Genomic DNA, 18030 nt, shown 5'->3' with positions numbered 1-18030 from the left:
GAGTCCCGCGAGGCTCAAGGCCTCGGGATGTTGCGCAAGTTGGACCGGGCCATCTGGGCCATGCGGCCCACCCCGCCGTCGAGGACGATCTTGCTGGCGGAGAGGGCGAAGCCGGTGACCATGTCGGAGCTGATCTTCGGGGGGATGGAGAGGGCGTTGGGGTCGGTGACGATGTCGACGAGGGCGGGGCCCTTGTGGGCGAAGGCGTCCTTGAGGGCACCGGCGAGCTGCTTGGGCTTCTCCACGCGCACGCCGTAGGCCCCGGCCGCCCGGGCCACCGCGGCGAAGTCGGGGTTGTGGTTGGCGGTGCCGTACGAGGGCAGGCCCGCGACGAGCATCTCCAGCTCCACCATCCCCAGGGACGAGTTGTTGAAGAGGACCACCTTCACCGGCAGGTCGTACTGCACGAGCGTGAGGAAGTCGCCCATCAGCATGGAGAAGCCGCCGTCGCCCGACAGGGAGACGACCTGCCGCGTGCGGTCGGTGAACTGCGCGCCGATCGCCTGCGGCAGGGCGTTCGCCATGGAGCCGTGGCTGAAGGAGCCGATGATGCGGCGCTTGCCGTTCGGGGTGAGGTAGCGGGCCGCCCAGACGTTGCACATGCCGGTGTCGACGGTGAAGATCGCCGCATCGTCCGCCAGGTCGTCGAGGACCGACGCCACGTACTCGGGGTGGATCGGTACGTGCTTCTCGACCTTGCGGGTGTAGGCCTTGATCACGCCTTCGAGCGCGTCGGCGTGCTTCTTGAGCATCTTGTCGAGGAACTTGCGGTTGCTCTTCGGCGAGACGCGCGGGGTCAGACAGCGCAGCGTCTCGCGCACGTCGCCCCAGACCGCGAGGTCCAGCCTGGAACGGCGCCCCAGGTTCTCGGGCCGCACGTCGACCTGGACGATCTTCACGTCGTCGGGCAGGAAGGCGTTGTAGGGGAAGTCGGTGCCGAGCAGGATGAGCAGGTCGCACTCGTGGGTGGCCTCGTACGCGGCGCCGTAGCCGAGCAGTCCGCTCATGCCCACGTCGTACGGGTTGTCGTACTGGATCCACTCCTTGCCGCGCAGGGCGTGCCCGACGGGGGCCTTGAGCTTCTCGGCGAAGGCCATGACCTCGGCGTGCGCCCCCGCGGTGCCGCTGCCGCAGAACAGCGTGACCTTGTCCGCCTCGTCGATCATCGCGGCGAACGTGTCGATCTCGGCGTCACCGGGGCGCACGGAGGGGCGCGAGGTGACCAGGGCCGTCTCCGCGGCCTTGTCCGGAGCGGGCTCGGAGGCGATGTCGCCGGGCAGCGAGACGACGCTGACGCCGGACTGTCCGACGGCGTGCTGGATGGCGGTCTGGAGCAGGCGCGGCATCTGCTTCGGGTTGGAGATCAGTTCGCTGTAGTGACTGCACTCGCGGAACAGCTGGTCGGGGTGGGTCTCCTGGAAGTAGCCGAGGCCGATCTCGGAGGAGGGGATGTGGGAGGCCAGGGCGAGCACCGGGGCCATGGAGCGGTGGGCGTCGTAGAGGCCGTTGATGAGGTGGAGGTTGCCGGGGCCGCAGGAGCCCGCGCAGGCGGCGAGGGTGCCGGTGATCTGGGCCTCCGCGCCGGCCGCGAAGGCGGCGGTCTCCTCGTGCCGCACCTGGATCCAGTCGATCCGCGGGGTGCGCCGGATCGCGTCCACGACGGGATTGAGGCTGTCGCCGACCACTCCGTAGAGCCGCTTGACCCCGGCGCGGACGAGGATGTCGACGAACTGCTCGGCGACGTTCTGCTTGGCCATGTCTTCATGCACCCCTTCGGTCGCTATGGGTCCATGAATTCACAGGGGCCGCGCTCACGCCTCCCAAACGGCCGCGGCCGTGCGGTCGTCGGCGTATCCCTTGACCCGTACTTGGGTGTCGGCGAGGAAGGCGGCGAGGCCGGGCGGCCCGCCCTCGGCCCACCGGCGGGTGAGGTGCCGGGACAGCTCGGGCTCGCCGCGCAGCGGTTCGGCGAGGCCGCCGGTGCACAGCAGCAGCGTGTCACCCGGGCGGGCGACGGAGGCGCGGAAGCGGAAGGGGTCGCGGGGCGGGGCGGGCGCCGGTTCGTACGGGCTCGGGGGCGTGGTGATGCCCAGGTCCATGGTGAGCCGGTCGCCCTCGGGGGTCTCGGCGGGCGGCGAGCCGAAGCCGACGACGGCGGCGCCCGTGGTGGTGGCGACGCGCGGTTCGATGTCCTGCCACTCGCCGCCGCGCAGCCGGAACAGGCCGCCGGAGCCGACGCCGAAGAACACCCGGGTGCGGCAGCGCGGGTCGGCGGGCAGCAGCAGACAGCGCAGGGACGCCGTGTACTCCTCCGGTTCGAGCCCGAGGTCGGCGGCGCGGGCGCGCAGCTTGCCGAGGCTGCGGTCGGTGAGCCGGTGCAGGCCCGACTTCAGGTCGCCGCGCCGCGCGGCCTTGATGTCCTGGGCGAGCCGGGCGTGGCTGCGGCCCACGGCCCGGCCGATCCAGGCGCAGGCGTCGGCAGCCGCGCGGTGGGCGCCCGCCGTGGCGCGGGCGCCGGTGGCCATGGCGACCAGGACGAGGGCGTCCTCGCCCGCTCCGAAGCGGGCGGTGAGCAGCGCGTCCCGGCGCGGCTCGGCCCGGTACCGGGCGGAGTCCCCGCGTACGGAGGCCGCACGCAGCGTGCTGGCGCCGTACCGCGCGCCGTCGAGCACGGTGTCGGCGACGAGGCTGCCGAGGTCGTCCGGGTCGGCGGCGGGCAGCCCGGTCGGCTCGGCTTCGTAGGTCGGGGGCCCGTCCCCCACGTACGCCCTGGCGGGGAGCGCCGGGGCCTCGCCGACGGCCCCCTGCCCTTCCGGGTCCGCCGGGGCCTTCGGGGGGTGGGAGGCCGCGGCGGTGGCGGCGCTGCTCTCCGTGGAGGGCCGCGTGGGCGGCGCGGCGGGCCGCTCGGGCGCGGAGGGGAAGGTGACGGGGCCGGAGGGGGTGGCGGGCGCCCAGGGGGCGGGGGCGCGGTAGGTGGGGGGCGCGGTGGGATCCGTACGACGGTCCGCCCGGCGATCTGTGGGCGGATCCGTGGGCGGGGGTGCCGCGGGGGGATCGGTGCGGCGGTCCGTGTGGGGTTCCGTACGGCGGTCCGTACGGCGGTCCGTACGGGGTTCCGTGGGCGGAGGCGCCGCGGAGGGCGGGCGGCGGGGTGCCGGGGTGCGGGCGGGGGGCGTCACCGGGCCGCGGGGTGGTTCGACGCCGGGGGGCCAGGCGGGGGCCGGGGGCGGGGTGGCTGCCGGGGGGCTGGCGCCCGGGGTGCCGGGCTCGGCGCCGGGCTCGGTTGCGGGTGGGGGAGGCGGGGGCCCCGGGCTCGGCGCCTGGGGTTTCGGGCGCGGCTCCCCTCGCGGCTCACGCAGGGGCTCTCCCCGCGGCTCACGCAGGGGCTCTCCCCGCGGCTCGCGCGGGGGCTCGCGCAGGGGCTCCCTACGCGGCTCCCCCTGCGGCTCGCGCGGGGACTCCCCCCGCGGCTCGCCCCACGGCTCCCCTCGCGACACCCCCGCCGGGGCCTCCCGTTGCCCGGGAACGTCGTACGGCTTCGCTCCCCCGCCCGCGTCGGGCGGCCTCGCGGGGGCGGGCGGCGGCGTGGGCGCGTCGTCGTCGGCGGGGCCCACCCGGGGCGCGCTGCCCGCGGCGTACGCGGTGGGGTCCCTCGGCGGCGGCTCCCCCGCCGCCGGGGCGAAGGGGCCGCCCCGGGAACCGGCCGTGGGCCTCGCCGCGAACGTGCCCCTGAGGGTCGGGGCGGACGCGGCGGGCGGACCGTCGTCCGCCTCCTCGCCCACCGTCCCCGCCGCCGAGGCGAACCGGTCGTCCAGGGAATCGCCCGCGGCCGCGGGCCCCGTGTCGTCCTTCGCCTCGTCGTACAACTGCGCCCACCAGTCGGCCTCCTGACCGGTGGGCCTCTCCCCCTGCTGGCTCATGCCCCTATTGTCCACAGCACAGGCCGTACGAAAACGGTGCATCCGGAAATTCCCACCGGGCCCGACGGGGGTGGCGGGCGGTGGCGCGGGGTGCCGGGCGGGGTGCCGGGCGGGCCCACCCCCCACGGGAGGACCGCCCGGCGAGGAGGCCACCCTGGCAGAGCGACGGGTGGTGCGGTGATGATGTTCGCGGCGGGTTCACGCCGTGGCCGGTTTCCGCCAGCCACGGGCAGAACGGCAGGAACGCGCCGGAACGATCGGGGAGGGAGCCGCCGCATGCTGGCCGCTATTGGTCTGGACGAGACGCACGAGGCGGCGTACCGCGCGCTGGTGTCGGTCGGGGCGGCCGACGTGCCGGACCTGGCGCGCCGCCTCACGCTCGCCGAGCCGGACACGGAGCGGGCGCTGCGCCGGCTCGAACGGCACGGGCTCGCCGCGCAGGCGTCGGGCCGGGCCGGGCGCTGGGTGGCGGCGCCGCCCGGCGTAGCCCTGGGCGCGCTGCTCACCCAGCGGCGGCACGAGCTGGAGCAGGCGGAGCTCGCGGCGACCCTGCTCACGGAGGAGTACCGGGGCCGGGCGGCCGAGCCCACCGTGCACGACCTGGTCGAGGTGGTGACGGGCGCGGCCGCCGTCTCGCAGCGCTTCCTCCAGCTCCAGCTCGGCGCGAGCCGCGAGGTGTGCGCCCTGGTGACGGGCCGGCCGGTCGCGGTGACCGGTCTGGAGAACGACGCGGAGGAACAGGCGGCGAGCCGGGGCGTCGCCTACCGCGTGGTGGTGGAGCGCGCCGTCCTCGCCGCGCCGACGGGCCTGACGGAGATCGCGGAGGCGTTGGGGCGGGCCGAGCGGGTGCGGGTCGTGGACCGCGTACCGACGAAGCTGGTGATCGCGGACGGGTCGCTCGCGATGGTGCCGCTGACCACGCGGACGGCGGAGCCCGCGGCCCTCGTGGTGCACGCGAGCGGGCTCCTGGAGTCCCTCACGGGCCTGTTCGAGGCGGTGTGGCGGGGCGCGCTGCCGCTGCGGCTCGGCGAGGGCGGCACGGTGCGCGAGGCCGCGGACGGCCCCGACGGCACGGACCTGGAGGTCCTGTCGCTGCTGCTCGCCGGCATGACGGACGCGAGCGTGGCGAAGCAGCTGGACCTCGGCCTGCGCACCGTACAGCGCCGGGTCAAGCGGCTGATGGAGCTGACGGGCGTGACGACCCGGCTCCAGCTGGGCTGGCACGCGTACGAACGGGGCTGGGTGGCCCGCGAGGCGGGCGCCCCGGGACCGGCCCGCGGCTAGGCGCCGACGCGGGCGCCGGGACTAACGCGACCTGCGGTTTCGCGGCCGCTCCTGCACCCTGGGCAGATGGGAGCGTGGGAGCTCACGCTGGTCGGCGTGGTGATGCTGCTCGGCCTGTGCGGTGTCCTCGTACCCGGCGTGCCCGGCTCGTGGCTGGTGTGGGCCGGGGTGCTGTGGTGGGCGCTCCAGGACCCGCACGGCCTGGCCTGGGGCGTCCTGGTGGGCGCGACCCTGGTGCTCCTGCTGTCCCGGGCGGTCCGCTGGCAGCTGCCGCCCCGGCGGCTGCGCGATTCCGGTGCGGGCCACCGCCCGACCGCGTACGCGGGGGCCGGGGCGCTGCTCGGGTTCTGTCTGCTGCCCGTGCTCGGCGCCGCGCCCGGGTTCGTGGGCGGGATGTACCTGGCGGAGCGGCTGCGGCTGGGCGGGCACGGCGAGGCCGTGACGGCGGTGCGCACGGCCCTGCGGGCGGGTGGCTGGAACGTGTTCGTGGAGCTGTACGCGTGTCTGCTGATCGTGGGGGCGTGGGTGGGCGCGGTGCTGGCCCGCGGGTGACGGGGCGGCGCCGCGAGGCTCCCGGGTCCCGTGCGCCGGACCCGGCGGGAGGGCCCGTGCGCCGGACCCGGCGAGAGGCCCCGGGGCCGCCGCCCGGGCCCCCGCGCCCGCGACGTGGGCCGACGCACCGGTGCGCCCGCCGGATCCGCGTGCCAGCCTCACCCCATGACCGAATTCAGCGCGGCCGAGCGCGCGTACCTGAAGTCCCAGCGTCTGGGCAGGCTCGCCACCGTCGACCCGAACGGGCAGCCGCAGGCCAACCCCGTCGGCTTCTTCCCGCAGGACGACGGCACGATCCTCATCGGCGGCTACGCGATGGGCACCACGAAGAAGTGGCGCAACCTCCAGGCCAACCCGAAGGTGGCACTGGTCGTGGACGACATCGTGAGCGAACACCCGTGGCGGGTCCGCGGCGTGGACGTGCGCGGCGAGGCGGAGCTGCTCACCGGCCCGCACGAGCTGGGGCCGCGGCTGAGCGAGGAGCTGATCCGCATCCGCCCGAAGCGCATCCACAGCTGGGGCCTGGAGGAGGACGAGGGGTGACGGGGGGCCAGGAGGCGTGCGGCGCGGCGCAGTTGGGGCGGACGGTGACGGCGTAGTCGGGGCGGACGGCGCGGCGCACCGGGGCGGACGGTGACGGCGTTGACACCGGAGAGCCAGCAAGCTTAGGTATGCCTTACCTAACTAGCGAGCCCTCCGGGGCCTCGCTCGGCCCAGAAAGGTGCCCGCACCCATGCGTACGCGTACCCGTGCCCTCCTGCCCGTCGCTCCCCTCATGGCCGCCGCGCTCACCGTCGGCCTCGCGAGCGCGGCGTCCGCCGCCGACGTCACCGCGAAAAGAACCGTCACCGACGGCGGCAAGACCTACCGCCTGGCCCTGACGGGGCCGAACACCGCGGCGGCCGGGGGCGTCAACGTCACCGTGTCCGGCACCGGTTACAACACCGCGCGGGGCGTCTACGTCGGCCTGTGCGCCGTCGAGGGCGCGCCCGGCGCCAACAAGCCGACCCCCTGTCTCGGCGGCCAGGACCAGTCCGGCACCACCGGCGCCTCGCACTGGGTGTCCAACGCGGGCGGCGGCACCGTGCCCAACAGCTCCCGGTTCGGCGCGAACGGCAGCTTCTCGGTGAAGATCCACGTGAAGGCCGACCTCGGCGGCGGCAAGGTCTGCGGCGAGACCGTGGAGTGCGCGATCGTGACCCGGGCCGACCACGCCGACTCCGGCGACCGCAAGTACGACGTGCACATCCCGGTCACCTTCCAGTAGCCGGGGGCCGCTGCCGCCATGAGACGCCACCTTTCCCTGACCGCGGCGGCGGCGACCCTCGCCGCGCTCACCGCGGGGTTCGCACCGGCCGACGGCGGCGCGAACCCCCCGGCGGGCGGGCTCGGTTACCACCGCGCCGCCGACTTCACCACGGCGGGCAAACCCCTCGACATCGCGCTCCACCCCGACTCCGGCAAGCTCTACGTCGGCTCCGACGACGACACCGCCACGGCGGACGTCAACGAGACGGGCCTGTACGTCCTGGACCGCGCCGACGGCACCGTACGCGGCCACACCGCCGAGGCGCCCGGCGCCACGGGTGCCCCCGGCGCGGTGGCCGTGCGCCGCATCGCGGGGCCGCTGCCCGGCGACGGCGTCGTCTTCCACCACCCGCTCAAGGGCCTCGGCACGGCCAAGGGCGGCGACCCGGCGGCACAGGGGGTCTGGCTGCCCGGCCCCAAGGTGACGGACGTCGGTCCGGGCGTCACCCCCGGTACGGCGCTGGTCGCGCAGGGCACGGCGCTCGCCGAGGTCGACACCGCCACCGGCGCGGCCCGGCGGACGGTGGCCCTCGCGGGCGGCGGGAGGTTCGCCGTCGACGCGCGCCGCGGGGCGGTGTGGTCGGCGGACCTGGCGAACAACCGCCTGTACCGCGTCGACACCGGCTCCTTCACGGTGACCAGGACCGTCGGACTCCCCGTCACCGAGGGGGTGGAGGGCTTCACCGCCGTCGACCCGGGCACGGGCGCGGTGTGGGTGGGCCGCCAGGACAAGATCATGGTGTTCGGCGCGGACGGCACCCCGCGCACCACCCTCACCGGCACCGACCTCGCCACGGACGTCGCCTTCGACGGCGGCCGCGCGTACGTCGCCCGGCAGGACGTCGGCGACCCGGACGCGCCCGACTACGACGGCCAAGGCTCCCTGGCGGTCCTCGACACCCGCACCCTGAAGGCCGCGGCGCAGCCGGTGCCGCTGCACGGCAACGTCGCCCAACTGGGCGCCGCCGCCGTCGCGGTGGCGCCGGGCGGCGCGGAGGTCTTCGTCACCAGCCCCGCCCAGGGCCGCGTCACCCGGATCGTCCGCTCGGCTCCGCCGCGCGTCACGCGGTCACCGCAGGACGTCACGGCGAAGGACGGCACCGAGGTGACGTTCACGGCCCGCGCCGAAGGCTCCCCCGCACCGGTCGCGCGCTGGCAGCGCAGCACCGACGGCGGCCGCTCCTGGCGCGCCGTCGCGGACGCCGCCGGACCCCCGCAGGCCTCGTACACCTTCACGGCCCGCGCGGCCCAGGACGGCCACCGCTTCCGCGCGGAGTTCGCCAACGACGCGGGCACCGCGCACACGGAGCCCGCGACCCTGACGGTCGAGGGCGCGCGACCGGGCGACGGGGGTTCCACCACCGGCCCCGGCAGCGGGGGCGGTGGCGAGGACCCAGGTGGCCCCCCGGGTGACGACCCGCGTGACGCCCCGGACGGCGGCGGCTCGGACTCCGGGACCACCGGCGGCTCCGGCGGCGGCTCCGGGGCCGGGACAGGCGGCGGATCCGGCGGCGCCTCGGTGGGCGGCGGCTCCGGCACCGCCTCCCCCACCGGCGGCGGCCTCGCCGCCACCGGCGTGGCGGTGACGTCGGCCGCGGCCCTGGCGGCGGCCCTCGTCGCGACGGGCTGGTACGCGCGGCGCCGCGCCGGACGGCCCCGGCTCAGCCGGTGACCGACGGCTCGAACGGCTCAGGCGGCCCTGACGACTCCGCACGCGCCTGCGCCCGCAGGTGCCGCACCGCGTACGACCGCCAGGGCCGCCACGCGTCGTCCACCCGCTCGCCGGGCAGGGCCACGTCCGGGTCGCCGAGGGCCCGCATGCGGATGACGGCCGCCGCCGTCGCGTCCACGCCGTCCACGGCGCGCAGCCGCCGCTCGGCGTCGTCGCGGTCGCTGCCCGCGTCCAGGCGTACGACGCCCTCGGCGAGCGCGGCCGCCAGCGGCAGCCGGCCGGCCAGGGCCGCGGGCTCGGGGAAGACGTGCGTGAGGCCGCCGCACGGGGACGGCAGCGGCGTGCCGTACTCCGTCACGAGCCGCGCGGCGGCCTCCCGGCCCACGACCGCGCGGATCGCGAACTCCTCGGGGTCCGCGGCGCCGGGCGAGCGCAGACCGGGCCGGGCGCGCACGAGCGGCGCGAGGCGGGGGTGCGTGCCGAGGCGGTCGTCGACGGCGTACGGATCGGCGTCCAGGTCGAACAGGCCGCGCAGCCGCTGGACGGCCGTGGTCAGGTCCCGCAGGTCCGTGAGGTGCAGCCGGGCCTCCAGCCAGCCGCTCTGCCCGGCGTCGCCGCGCCTGCGCGGGTCGCGCTCCTCGACGGCCACGATGCCCGAGGCGTGCGGGAGGCGCAGGGTGCGCCGGTAGGTGCGGGTGCCGCGCTCGCCGTGTACGTCCTCGACGCCGGGCAGCGCCTCGTCGGCGAGCAGGTCGAAGGCGGCGACGGCCTGGTAGGGCCCGCGGTAGGCGAGCCGCAGCGGGATGCCCGCGGCGGGCGTGGCCCGGCCGCCGCCCCGCTTGGGCGCGGCGGCGCGCAGCGCGGTGGGCGTCAGCTCGTACACGGCGCGGATGGTGTCGTTGAACTGCCGCACGCTGGCGAAGCCCGCCGCGAACGCGATCTCCGTGACCGGCAGGTCGGTGGTCTGGAGCAGCACGCGCGCGGTGTGCGCGCGCTGCGCCCGGGCGAGCGCGACGGGGCCCGCGCCCACCTCGGCGGTGAGCTGGCGCTGCACCTGCCGGGCGCTGTACCCGAGCCGCACCGCGAGCCCGCCGACGCCCTCGCGGTCCACGACGCCGTCGCCGATCATCCGCATGGCGCGGCCCACGACGTCCGCGCGCACGTTCCACTCCGCGGACCCCGGCACGGCGTCCGGGCGGCACCGCCGGCAGGCCCGGAAGCCCTGGCTCTGCGCGGCGGCGGCCGTCGGATAGAACTTCACGTTCTGCCGCTTGGGCGTCACGGCGGGACAGCTCGGCCTGCAGTAGATCCCCGTCGTGGACACGGCGAAGAAGAACTCCCCGTCGAACCGGGCATCGCGGCTGCGGACGGCTTCGTACCTGGTATCGAGATCGTTCACACCTCCAGTGTGGGTGGCCCCAGCCGCCACAGCTAGCGGAAATCGGACACGGAGCCCCCGTGGGCACGGCCCCGGATGCCGTCGCCCCGGATGCCGGGCGACCGGACGGCCGGGGCCGCCCCGAGGCACCCGCAGGGGCACCCCGGAGCAGGCCCGGGCGGCCGCTAGCGCAACCGCCCCCGCTTGGCCTCCATCGCGGCCTTGCCCTCGGCCCCGCGCCGCCGCCACTCCCGCCGCATCTCCGCCCGGACCCGCGCGTCCGTCTTCGCGACGATCCGCTGGTTCTCGCGCAGCAGCTTCCGGTAGCTGTCGAGCCGCCGCTGGTGCAGCGAACCGTCCTCCAGGGCGGCGAGCACCGCGCAGCCGGGCTCCGCGACGTGCGCGCAGTCCTGGAAGCGGCAGTCCCGGGCCAGCTCCTCGATCTCGGCGAAGACCTGCCCGACGCCGCTGCCCGCGTCCCACAGGCCGACGCCGCGCAGCCCCGGCGTGTCGATGAGCACGCCGCCGCCGGGCAGCGGGATGAGGTTGCGGGTGGTGGTGGTGTGCCGCCCCTTGCCGTCGACGTCGCGGACGGCCTGTACGTCCATGACGTCCGCGCCCACGAGGGCGTTGGCGAGGGTCGACTTGCCCGCGCCGGACTGCCCGAGCAGGACGGAGGTGCCGCCGGAGACGACGGCGGCGAGCACGTCGACGCCGTCCCCGTGCGCCGCGCTGACGGCGAGGACCGGCACGCCGGGCGCCGCGGTCTCCACGTCCTGCACGAGGTGGGCGAGGGACGCGGCGTCGGGCACGAGGTCGGCCTTGGTGAGCACGACGACGGGCTGCGCGCCGGACTCCCAGCCGAGCGCGAGGAACCGCTCGACGCGCCCGAGGTCGAGCTCGGCGGCCAGCGACACGGCGATGACCGCGTGGTCGACGTTGGCGGCGAGGATCTGCCCCTCGGACCGCTTGGACGAGGTGGACCGCACGAACGAGGTGCGCCGCGGCAGATAGTCGCGCACGTACCGCGGATCACCGCCGGGCGCGTCCACGGCCGCCCAGTCACCGGTGCAGATGACCCGCAGCGGGTCGTGCGGCGTGACGTACGTGGTGTCGGCCCGGACGACACCCTCCTCGGTGACGACCAGGTCGCAGCTGCCCCGGTCGACCCGGATCACCCGGCCGGGCAGCAGCCCGCGCTCCGCGTACGGGGCGAAGGCGGCCTCCCAGTCCTCGTCCCAGCCGTACGCGGCCAGCGCGTGGGCACCGGCGGCCGGGAAGGAGGAAGTGGAGGAGAAGGAAGAAGAAGACGAAGACAAGGGGAGAACCCTTCACAAGGGCGGCCCCGGCCCGCGCACGACGGCGCGAGGAAAGACGCGGAGAGAGCCGGTCAGCCGGAGGCCACGGAGGTGGATGTGATGACGAACGTCCGAACGCGGGCAGCACCCATCGCAACGACAGCCATTGATCACACCTCCACTCACGACTCGACCGACGGCGGCGACACACGCCACCGAGGAACACTCAGAACCCTAGCCCCGCCCCCCGAAACCGCGCCACTCCTTTTTCCGCCCCCCTGAGCCCACTTGAGCCCACCCCTGGGCCCGCACCAGAGCCCGCCCCGGGCCCGCCGCGCACCCGTCGTCGGCCCGCCCGTCACCCACCCGCCCCCACCCCGTCACCCACCCGTCACCACCCCCCGCCCCGTCCAAGCGTCCCGGCAGAAATCCAACAACGCCCGGGGCGAAATGATTGAGTGGGCGCGGCTCGGCGCGTTCTGATGGGGGTATGGAGCTCCCTTACCACGAGGACGTGTCCCCCGGTACCGGCGGTCTGCCGCCCCGTGCGTGGTACGCGGGGTCGGACGCCGCCGTGCTCTCGCTGAACGGAAGCTGGCGGTTCCGGCTCTCGCCCGGGGCCGCGGACGAGGACGAGTCGTTCGCCGCCGACGGGTTCGACGCGGCGGCCTGGGACGAGGTCGTGGTGCCCGGGCACTGGGTGCTGCAGGGCCACGGCTCGCCGATCTACACCAATCAGATGTATCCGTTTCCCGTGGACCCGCCGCGGGTGCCGACCGAGAATCCGACGGGTGACCACCTGCGCGGCTTCGACCTGCCGGAGGACTGGCCCGCGGACGGCGGGGCGACGCTGCGGTTCGACGGGGTCGACTCCTGTGCGCGGGTGTGGCTCAACGGCGCGCTCCTCGGCGACTTCAAGGGGTCGCGCCTGCCGCACGAGTTCGCGGTGGGCGCCCTGCTGCGGCCCCGCGACAACGTGCTCGCCGTGCGGGTGCACCAGTGGTCGTCGGGGTCGTACCTGGAGGACCAGGACCAGTGGTGGCTGCCGGGCGTCTTCCGGGACGTGACGCTGCTGCACCGGCCCGAGGGCGCCGTGCGCGACCACTTCACGCACGCGTCGTACGACCACCGCGACGGGACGGGCACGCTCCGCGTGGAGTCCGACGTGGCGGGGCGCGTGACCGTGCCGGAGCTCGGCGTCGACGTCGCCACCGGCGAGAGCGTGACCGTGGCCGTGGACCCGTGGTCGGCGGAGCGGCCGCGCCTGTACGACGGGGTCCTCGCCACGCCGGGCGAGCGGGTGCCGCTGCGCATCGGGTTCCGTACGGTCGCCCTCCAGGACGGGCTGATCACCGTCAACGGCCGGCCGGTCCTGTTCCGCGGCGTGAACCGGCACGAGTTCCACCCGGAGACCGGCCGCGCCGTCGACCTCGACACGATGCGCGCCGACGTCCGGCTGATGAAGCAGCACAACATCAACGCCGTCCGCACCGCCCACTACCCGCCGCACCCCGCCTTCCTCGACCTGTGCGACGAGCTCGGCCTGTGGGTCATCGACGAGTGCGACCTGGAGACGCACGGCTTCACGATGCGGCAGTGGCGCGGCAACCCCGTCGACGACGAGCGCTGGACCCCCGCGCTCCTGGACCGCGCGGCCCGCACCGTGGAGCGCGACAAGAACCACCCGTCGGTCGTCATCTGGTCGCTCGGCAACGAGTGCGGCACCGGGCGCGGCCTGACCGCCATGGCCGCGTGGATCCGCGACCGCGACCCGGGGCGCCTGCTGCACTACGAGGGCGACCCGTCGTGCGCGGACACCGACATGTACTCGCGCATGTACGCCGACCACGCCGAGGTCGAGCGGATCGGCCGCCGCGAGGACGGCGGCCCGGGGGCGCGCCGCGCACTGCCCTTCATCCTGTGCGAGTACGCGCACGCGATGGGCAACGGCCCCGGCGGTCTGAGCGACTACCAGCGCCTCTTCGAGACGTACGAGCGGCTGCAGGGCGGGTTCGTGTGGGAGTGGGCCGACCACGGCCTGAAGCACCCCGCGTTCGGCTACGCCTACGGCGGTGACTTCGGCGAGGAGCTGCACGACGGGAACTTCGTCTGCGACGGCCTGTGCTTCCCCGACCGCACGCCCTCGCCCGGCCTCACCGAGTACAAGCGGGTGATCCAGCCAGTGCGGTTCGCGTACGACGCGGACACCGGCACGGTCCGGGTGGCCAACCTCTACGACTTCGCGGACCTGGCCGAGCTGTCCTTCGAGTGGACGTACCACTGCGACCGCGCGGACGACGAGGTCCGCTCGGTCTCCGGGCCGCTGGACGTGCCGCCGGACCTCGGGCCCGGCGAGAGCGTCGAGCTGAAGCTGCCCGATCCGCCCGCCGCCGCGCGGGACGCCGAGACCTGGCTGCACCTGTCGGCCCTCGTCTGCGAGGAGACCAACTGGACGGCCCTGGACCACGCGGTGGCGTTCGCCGACTTCCCCGTCACCGCGCGCCCGCCCGTGCCGGCCGCCACCGGGGAGCGGCCGCGCCGCCGCGGCTACGACCTCACCCTCGGGCCCGGCCGCTTCGACGTCCGCACCGGCGAGCTGCGCGGCATCGGCGACGTCACGCTGAGGTCCGCGCCCCGCCTGGACGTGTGGCGGGCGCCCACCGACAACGACGACGGCGCGCCGTGGCAGCCCGACACCCGCTACGGCCCGCTCTGGCGCACGCTCGGCCTGCACCGCCTGCACCACCGGCTCGACGACCTCGACGTGACGCGGGACGCGCTGACCGTGCGCACCCGCGTGGCACCCGCCGCCCGCGACCTCGCGCTGCGCACCGTCTACCGCTGGACCTCCGACGGCACCGCCCTGCGCCTGGCGGTCTCGGTGACGCCGGAGGGCGACTGGGAGGTGCCGCTGCCCCGGCTCGGCGTGCGGCTCGGGCTTCCCTCCGGGTACGGCAGCGCCCGCTGGTTCGGCGGCGACGGCGAGGCGTACCCGGACACCCGGGCGGCCTCCCGCCTCGGCTGGTGGGCCTCGTCGGTGGAGGGGATGCAGACGCCGTATCTGCGGCCGCAGGAGAACGGGGCCCGCGCGGACGTGCGCTGGGCGGAGCTGCGCACGGACGTCGACGGGCCGGGGGTGCGGATCGTGGGCGACCCGGCGTTCTGGTTCACGGCGCGCCCGTGGTCCACCGAGGAGCTGGACGCCGCCGCGCACCGCACCGACCTCGTGCCCGGCGACACGGTGTGGGTCCATCTGGACCACGGCCAGCGCGGCATCGGCACCCAGTCGTGCGGCCCCGGCGTGCTGCCGCAGTACGAACTGCGCCCGGCCTTCGCGGAGTTCGCCCTCACCTTCTCGGCGGCCGGGCCGGGCCGGTGAGGCGGGCCCTTCCCGGTGGTGTCCGCCCCCCTGGAGGTGGTGTCCGCTCCCCTGGAGGTGGTGTCCGTTTCCTTCAAGACCGTGTGGCGGCGCCCCTCCTACGCTCCCCGTATGAACAGCGAAAGCAGCAGCACACCCCGCGTCGCGCCCCGGCTCGACCTGATCGGCATCGTCACCTCCGACATGGCGGCCTCGCTCGCCTTCTACCGCCGCCTCGGCCTCGACTTCGCCCCGGGCTCCGAGGAGTCGCCGCACGTGGAGACCACCCTGCCGGGCGGTCTGCGGGTGGCCTTCGACACGGAGGCCACCCTCCGCTCGTTCCTGCCCGACTGGCGACCCCCGGCCGGCTCCGGGCGGCTCGGGCTCGCCTTCCACTGCGGCACGGCCGAGGGCGTGGACGCGGTGTACGAGGAGTTGGTGGCCGCCGGGTACCGCTCGGAGGCCAAGCCGTTCGACGCCCCGTGGGGGCAGCGGTACGCGGTGGTGCTCGACCCGGACGGTAACGGGGTTGACCTGTTCGCGTGATCTGCCCCGCGCCGCTGGAAGCGGGGCGCTACCCGTCGACGCGCAGCAGCACGCCGAGCGGCATCCCCGTCAACTCCTTGACGTCGCGCGCCAGGTGGGCCTGGTCGGCGAAGCCCGCGACGGCGGCGGTCTCGGCCTGGCCGAGGCCGCCGCGGGCCAGCGCGAGCGCCCGCTGGAGGCGCAGCACGCGGGCCAGCGTCTTGGGGCCGTAGCCGAAGGCGGGCAGCGCGCGGCGGTGCAGCTGCCGGGCGCCGAGCCCCACGGCGGCGGCCGTCTCGGCGACGCCGTGGCCCGCGTTCAGCCGCGCCACCACGCGGGTGAGCAGCGGGTCGGGCGCCGGGGCGCGGTCCGCGCGCTCGTGCGCGAGGAGCTCCAGGGCGGCCGCCGGGTCGGCGGCGGCGTCCACGCGCGCGGTCAGCCGCCGGACCTCGGCACCGCTCCACAGGTCGGCGAGGTCCACGCGCCGGTCCCGCAGCTCGTGCGCGGGGACGCCGAGGAGCGCGGGGGCCGTGCCGGGGGCGAAGCGGAGGCCCACGTACCGGCCGGGGGCCGGGGCACCGGGCGCGTAGGCGCGGGTGTCGGGGCCCGCGACGAACAGCCTGCCCTCGGTCCACAGCAGGTCCATGCACCCGTCGGGCAGGACGGCGGAGCCGCCGCCCGAGGGGTCCGCGGCCTTGGTCCACACGACGGCCCCCGGCAGCACCGGGGACGGCCGCTCGGCGTACCCGGCGGCGTCCTCGCCCCGCTCCTCCGCGGCCATGGTTCCCAGGCTACGCCGCGCCCGTGCGGTGCTCCTGCGGGCTGACGCCGTACACCCGCTTGAAGGCGCTGGACAGCGCGAACGCGCTGCCGTAGCCGACCTTGCGGGCGATCGCGGCGATCGTCTGCTCGCTGTCGCGCAGCAGGTCGGCGGCGAGCGCGAGCCGCCAGCCGGTCAGATACGTCATCGGGGGCTCGCCCACAAGGTCGGTGAACCGGCGGGCGAGGGCGGCCCGTGACACGCCCGCCGTCGCGGCGAGCGAAGCCACCGTCCAGGCGTGCGCGGGGTCGTCCTGGAGCAGCCGCAGGACGGGGCCGACCACGGGGTCGCCGAGCGCCCGGTACCAGGCCGGGGCCGCCGCCTCCGGGCGGGAGAACCACGCGCGCAGCGCCGCGATGAGCAGCAGGTCGAGCAGGCGGTCGAGGACCACCTCCTGGCCGGGTTCGTCCTTGCCGATCTCCTCGGCGAGGAACGGCGTGAGCGGGCAGTCCCACACCTCGGTGGGCAGCACGAGCAGCGGCGGCAGCGCGTCCAGGAGCCGCGCGGTGATCTCGCCCTGCATCTGGTACGTCCCGATCAGCATCTGGACGGGGCCGCCGGGCTGCCCCCACTCGCGCAGGCCGAAGCTCGCGTAGTGGCCGTCCGGCGCGCCGTTCAGAGGGGCGCAGGCCTGGCCGGGCCGGATCTCCGCGAAGGGCGCGGTGTCCCGCTCGCCCGCGACGCGGTAGTGGTCGGGGCCGCGCGCGATGGCCACGTCGCCGGGGCGGATCAGCTGGGGCGCCGCCGGGGCGCCGCCCCGGCCCGCCCCGCCCGTCTCCGCGGCCGGGTTCTCGGGGACGATCCAGGCGTCGCCCTTGACCATGATCATGACCGAGACCGGTGCCTCGTCCGCGATGCGCACGGCCCACGGCGGCTCGAAGCACGCCCTGATCATGAAGGCCCCCCGTGCGCGCGGGCCCTCCAGCAAGCCTGCGAGTACGTCCATGGGGGCAGCGTAGACGCACGCGCATGCGGGTGAGTTCCTGACGGATGGCCGCGGGGCGCGGGCGGCAGTTGACTGAGGGCATGACGACGAACTCGCAGCACACGACGGACGAACCGACCACCGACGCCGCCCTGACGGTCCTCGTGACCGGAGCCACCGGACGCACCGGGAGCCGGGTCGCGCGGGCCGCGCGCGCGGCGGGCCACACCGTGCGCGCCGCGTCCCGCTCCGGTGAGGTCCGCTTCGACTGGCACGAACCCGCCACCTGGGACGCCGCGTTGCGCGGTGCCGACGCGGCCTACCTCGCCTATCTCCCGGACGTCGGCGCGCCCGGCGCCGCGGACGCCGTGGACGCGCTCGCCCGGCGGGCCGCGGAGCTGGGCGTGCTCCACCTCGTCCTGCTCTCCGCGCGCGGCGAGGACCAGGCGCACGCCACGGAGCGGTCCCTCGCGGAGTCGGGGGTCGCCCGCTGGACGGTCGTACGCGCCAGTTGGTTCGCGCAGAACTTCAGCGAGGGCCCGCTCGTCGACGGCCTGCGGGCCGGGGAGCTCGTCTTCCCCGCCGGGGAGGTCCTCGAACCGTTCGTCGACGTACGGGACATCGCGGACGTGGTGGTCGCGGTGCTCGCCGCCGGTCCGCGGTACGCCGGGCGGATCGTCGAGGTGAGCGGGGCGCGGCTGCTCTCCTTCCGGGACGCGGTGGCGGAGATATCCGCGGCGGTCGGGCGGCCGCTCGTCTATGTGCCGGTGGGGGCCCGCGAATACGGTGCCGCGCTCACGGACTTCGGCGTTCCGGAAGAAGAAGTGGAATTCCTGATCGAGCTTTTCGAGACGAATCTGGACGGGCGCAACGCACACGTTTCCGACGGGGTGCGTGAGGTGCTCGGGCGGGCGCCGAGGGAATTCACCGCGTTCGTGGGCGAGGCGGCGGACGCGGGGGCCTGGAAGGCATGACTCGGCCCCCGCGGCA

At 75.8% G+C, this 18030-nt stretch carries 14 protein-coding genes; 8 read left to right on the top strand and 6 right to left on the bottom strand.

The genetic code is table 11. The annotated features are described in order from the left end of the window. Positions 1-14: 14 nt before the first annotated feature. Both C9F11_RS31350 and C9F11_RS31345 read right to left on the bottom strand, forming a co-directional pair. Positions 15-1757 (bottom strand): pyruvate dehydrogenase, encoded by a 1743-nt coding sequence (locus tag C9F11_RS31350; RefSeq protein WP_138962411.1) that lies wholly within the window; start codon positions 1755-1757, stop codon positions 15-17. Positions 1758-1811: 54 nt separating this feature from the next. Continuing rightward, complete coding sequence (locus C9F11_RS31345; protein ID WP_138962410.1) at positions 1812-3920, bottom strand: protein phosphatase 2C domain-containing protein; 2109 nt, start codon at positions 3918-3920, stop codon at positions 1812-1814. Positions 3921-4196: 276 nt separating this feature from the next. Here C9F11_RS31345 and C9F11_RS31340 point away from each other — a divergent pair, with 276 nt between their 5' ends. The 5 genes from C9F11_RS31340 (at position 4197) to C9F11_RS31320 (ending at position 8736) form a co-directional block, all read left to right on the top strand. Beyond that, entirely contained in the window at positions 4197-5204 is a 1008-nt protein-coding gene (locus tag C9F11_RS31340; RefSeq protein WP_138962409.1) for a LuxR family transcriptional regulator, read from the top strand. A gap of 66 nt (positions 5205-5270) precedes the next feature. Further along, positions 5271-5756 (top strand): DUF456 domain-containing protein, encoded by a 486-nt coding sequence (locus tag C9F11_RS31335; protein ID WP_138962408.1) that lies wholly within the window; start codon positions 5271-5273, stop codon positions 5754-5756. Positions 5757-5921: 165 nt separating this feature from the next. Next, positions 5922-6299 (top strand): PPOX class F420-dependent oxidoreductase, encoded by a 378-nt coding sequence (locus C9F11_RS31330; protein ID WP_138962407.1) that lies wholly within the window; start codon positions 5922-5924, stop codon positions 6297-6299. A 190-nt stretch (positions 6300-6489) separates the two neighbouring features. Continuing rightward, positions 6490-7023: a hypothetical protein gene (locus C9F11_RS31325; RefSeq protein ID WP_138962406.1), complete on the top strand. Its 534-nt coding sequence runs from the start codon at positions 6490-6492 to the stop codon at positions 7021-7023. Between the two features lie 18 nt (positions 7024-7041). Then, complete coding sequence (locus C9F11_RS31320; protein WP_138962405.1) at positions 7042-8736, top strand: hypothetical protein; 1695 nt, start codon at positions 7042-7044, stop codon at positions 8734-8736. On the opposite strand, the gene C9F11_RS31315 is transcribed toward C9F11_RS31320, so the two are convergent. Together C9F11_RS31315 and rsgA are read right to left on the bottom strand one after the other, a co-directional pair. Beyond that, entirely contained in the window at positions 8726-10135 is a 1410-nt protein-coding gene (locus C9F11_RS31315; protein ID WP_138962404.1) for a DNA-3-methyladenine glycosylase 2 family protein, read from the bottom strand. The genes C9F11_RS31320 and C9F11_RS31315 overlap by 11 nt on opposite strands. Before the next feature lie 164 nt (positions 10136-10299). Then, on the bottom strand, positions 10300-11433 hold the full coding sequence (gene rsgA / locus C9F11_RS31310; RefSeq protein ID WP_138962403.1) for a ribosome small subunit-dependent GTPase A: 1134 nt from the start codon (positions 11431-11433) through the stop codon (positions 10300-10302). A gap of 469 nt (positions 11434-11902) precedes the next feature. Here rsgA and C9F11_RS31300 point away from each other — a divergent pair, with 469 nt between their 5' ends. After that, a complete protein-coding gene (locus C9F11_RS31300; RefSeq protein ID WP_138962402.1) occupies positions 11903-14791 on the top strand; it encodes a glycoside hydrolase family 2 TIM barrel-domain containing protein in 2889 nt (962 codons plus the stop codon). A gap of 111 nt (positions 14792-14902) precedes the next feature. Continuing rightward, entirely contained in the window at positions 14903-15316 is a 414-nt protein-coding gene (locus C9F11_RS31295) for a VOC family protein (protein WP_138962401.1), read from the top strand. A 28-nt stretch (positions 15317-15344) separates the two neighbouring features. Here the strand turns inward: C9F11_RS31295 and C9F11_RS31290 are convergent, their stop codons facing one another. Continuing rightward, positions 15345-16076 (bottom strand): DUF6597 domain-containing transcriptional factor, encoded by a 732-nt coding sequence (locus C9F11_RS31290; protein WP_138962400.1) that lies wholly within the window; start codon positions 16074-16076, stop codon positions 15345-15347. A gap of 10 nt (positions 16077-16086) precedes the next feature. Beyond that, on the bottom strand, positions 16087-17061 hold the full coding sequence (locus C9F11_RS31285; RefSeq protein ID WP_138962399.1) for an AraC family transcriptional regulator: 975 nt from the start codon (positions 17059-17061) through the stop codon (positions 16087-16089). 80 nt (positions 17062-17141) lie between these two features. Between C9F11_RS31285 and C9F11_RS31280 the strand changes: the two genes are divergently transcribed. Continuing rightward, the gene (locus C9F11_RS31280; protein WP_138962398.1) at positions 17142-18014 is read left to right on the top strand and encodes an NmrA family NAD(P)-binding protein; all 873 of its coding nucleotides are present in this window, start codon (positions 17142-17144) and stop codon (positions 18012-18014) included. Positions 18015-18030: the final 16 nt, after the last annotated feature.

This window comes from Streptomyces sp. YIM 121038, from assembly GCF_006088715.1.
GTDB lineage: Bacteria > Actinomycetota > Actinomycetes > Streptomycetales > Streptomycetaceae > Streptomyces.
Note: the sequence above shows the minus strand (reverse complement) of the source record. Positions and strands in the feature narration are given on the sequence as shown.

Bases quoted from the DNA above. Each gene is read 5' to 3' on its own strand.
- C9F11_RS31290 (WP_138962400.1), bottom strand. From the start codon at position 16,076: ATGGCCGCGGAGGAGCGGGGCGAGGACGCCGCCGGGTACGCCGAGCGG.
- C9F11_RS31320 (WP_138962405.1), top strand. From the start codon at position 7,042: ATGAGACGCCACCTTTCCCTGACCGCGGCGGCGGCGACCCTCGCCGCG.
- C9F11_RS31330 (WP_138962407.1), top strand. From the start codon at position 5,922: ATGACCGAATTCAGCGCGGCCGAGCGCGCGTACCTGAAGTCCCAGCGT.
- C9F11_RS31280 (WP_138962398.1), top strand. From the start codon at position 17,142: ATGACGACGAACTCGCAGCACACGACGGACGAACCGACCACCGACGCC.
- C9F11_RS31295 (WP_138962401.1), top strand. From the start codon at position 14,903: ATGAACAGCGAAAGCAGCAGCACACCCCGCGTCGCGCCCCGGCTCGAC.
- C9F11_RS31350 (WP_138962411.1), bottom strand. From the start codon at position 1,757: ATGGCCAAGCAGAACGTCGCCGAGCAGTTCGTCGACATCCTCGTCCGC.
- C9F11_RS31340 (WP_138962409.1), top strand. From the start codon at position 4,197: ATGCTGGCCGCTATTGGTCTGGACGAGACGCACGAGGCGGCGTACCGC.
- C9F11_RS31325 (WP_138962406.1), top strand. From the start codon at position 6,490: ATGCGTACGCGTACCCGTGCCCTCCTGCCCGTCGCTCCCCTCATGGCC.
- C9F11_RS31300 (WP_138962402.1), top strand. From the start codon at position 11,903: ATGGAGCTCCCTTACCACGAGGACGTGTCCCCCGGTACCGGCGGTCTG.
- C9F11_RS31285 (WP_138962399.1), bottom strand. From the start codon at position 17,061: ATGGACGTACTCGCAGGCTTGCTGGAGGGCCCGCGCGCACGGGGGGCC.
- C9F11_RS31335 (WP_138962408.1), top strand. From the start codon at position 5,271: ATGGGAGCGTGGGAGCTCACGCTGGTCGGCGTGGTGATGCTGCTCGGC.
- C9F11_RS31345 (WP_138962410.1), bottom strand. From the start codon at position 3,920: ATGAGCCAGCAGGGGGAGAGGCCCACCGGTCAGGAGGCCGACTGGTGG.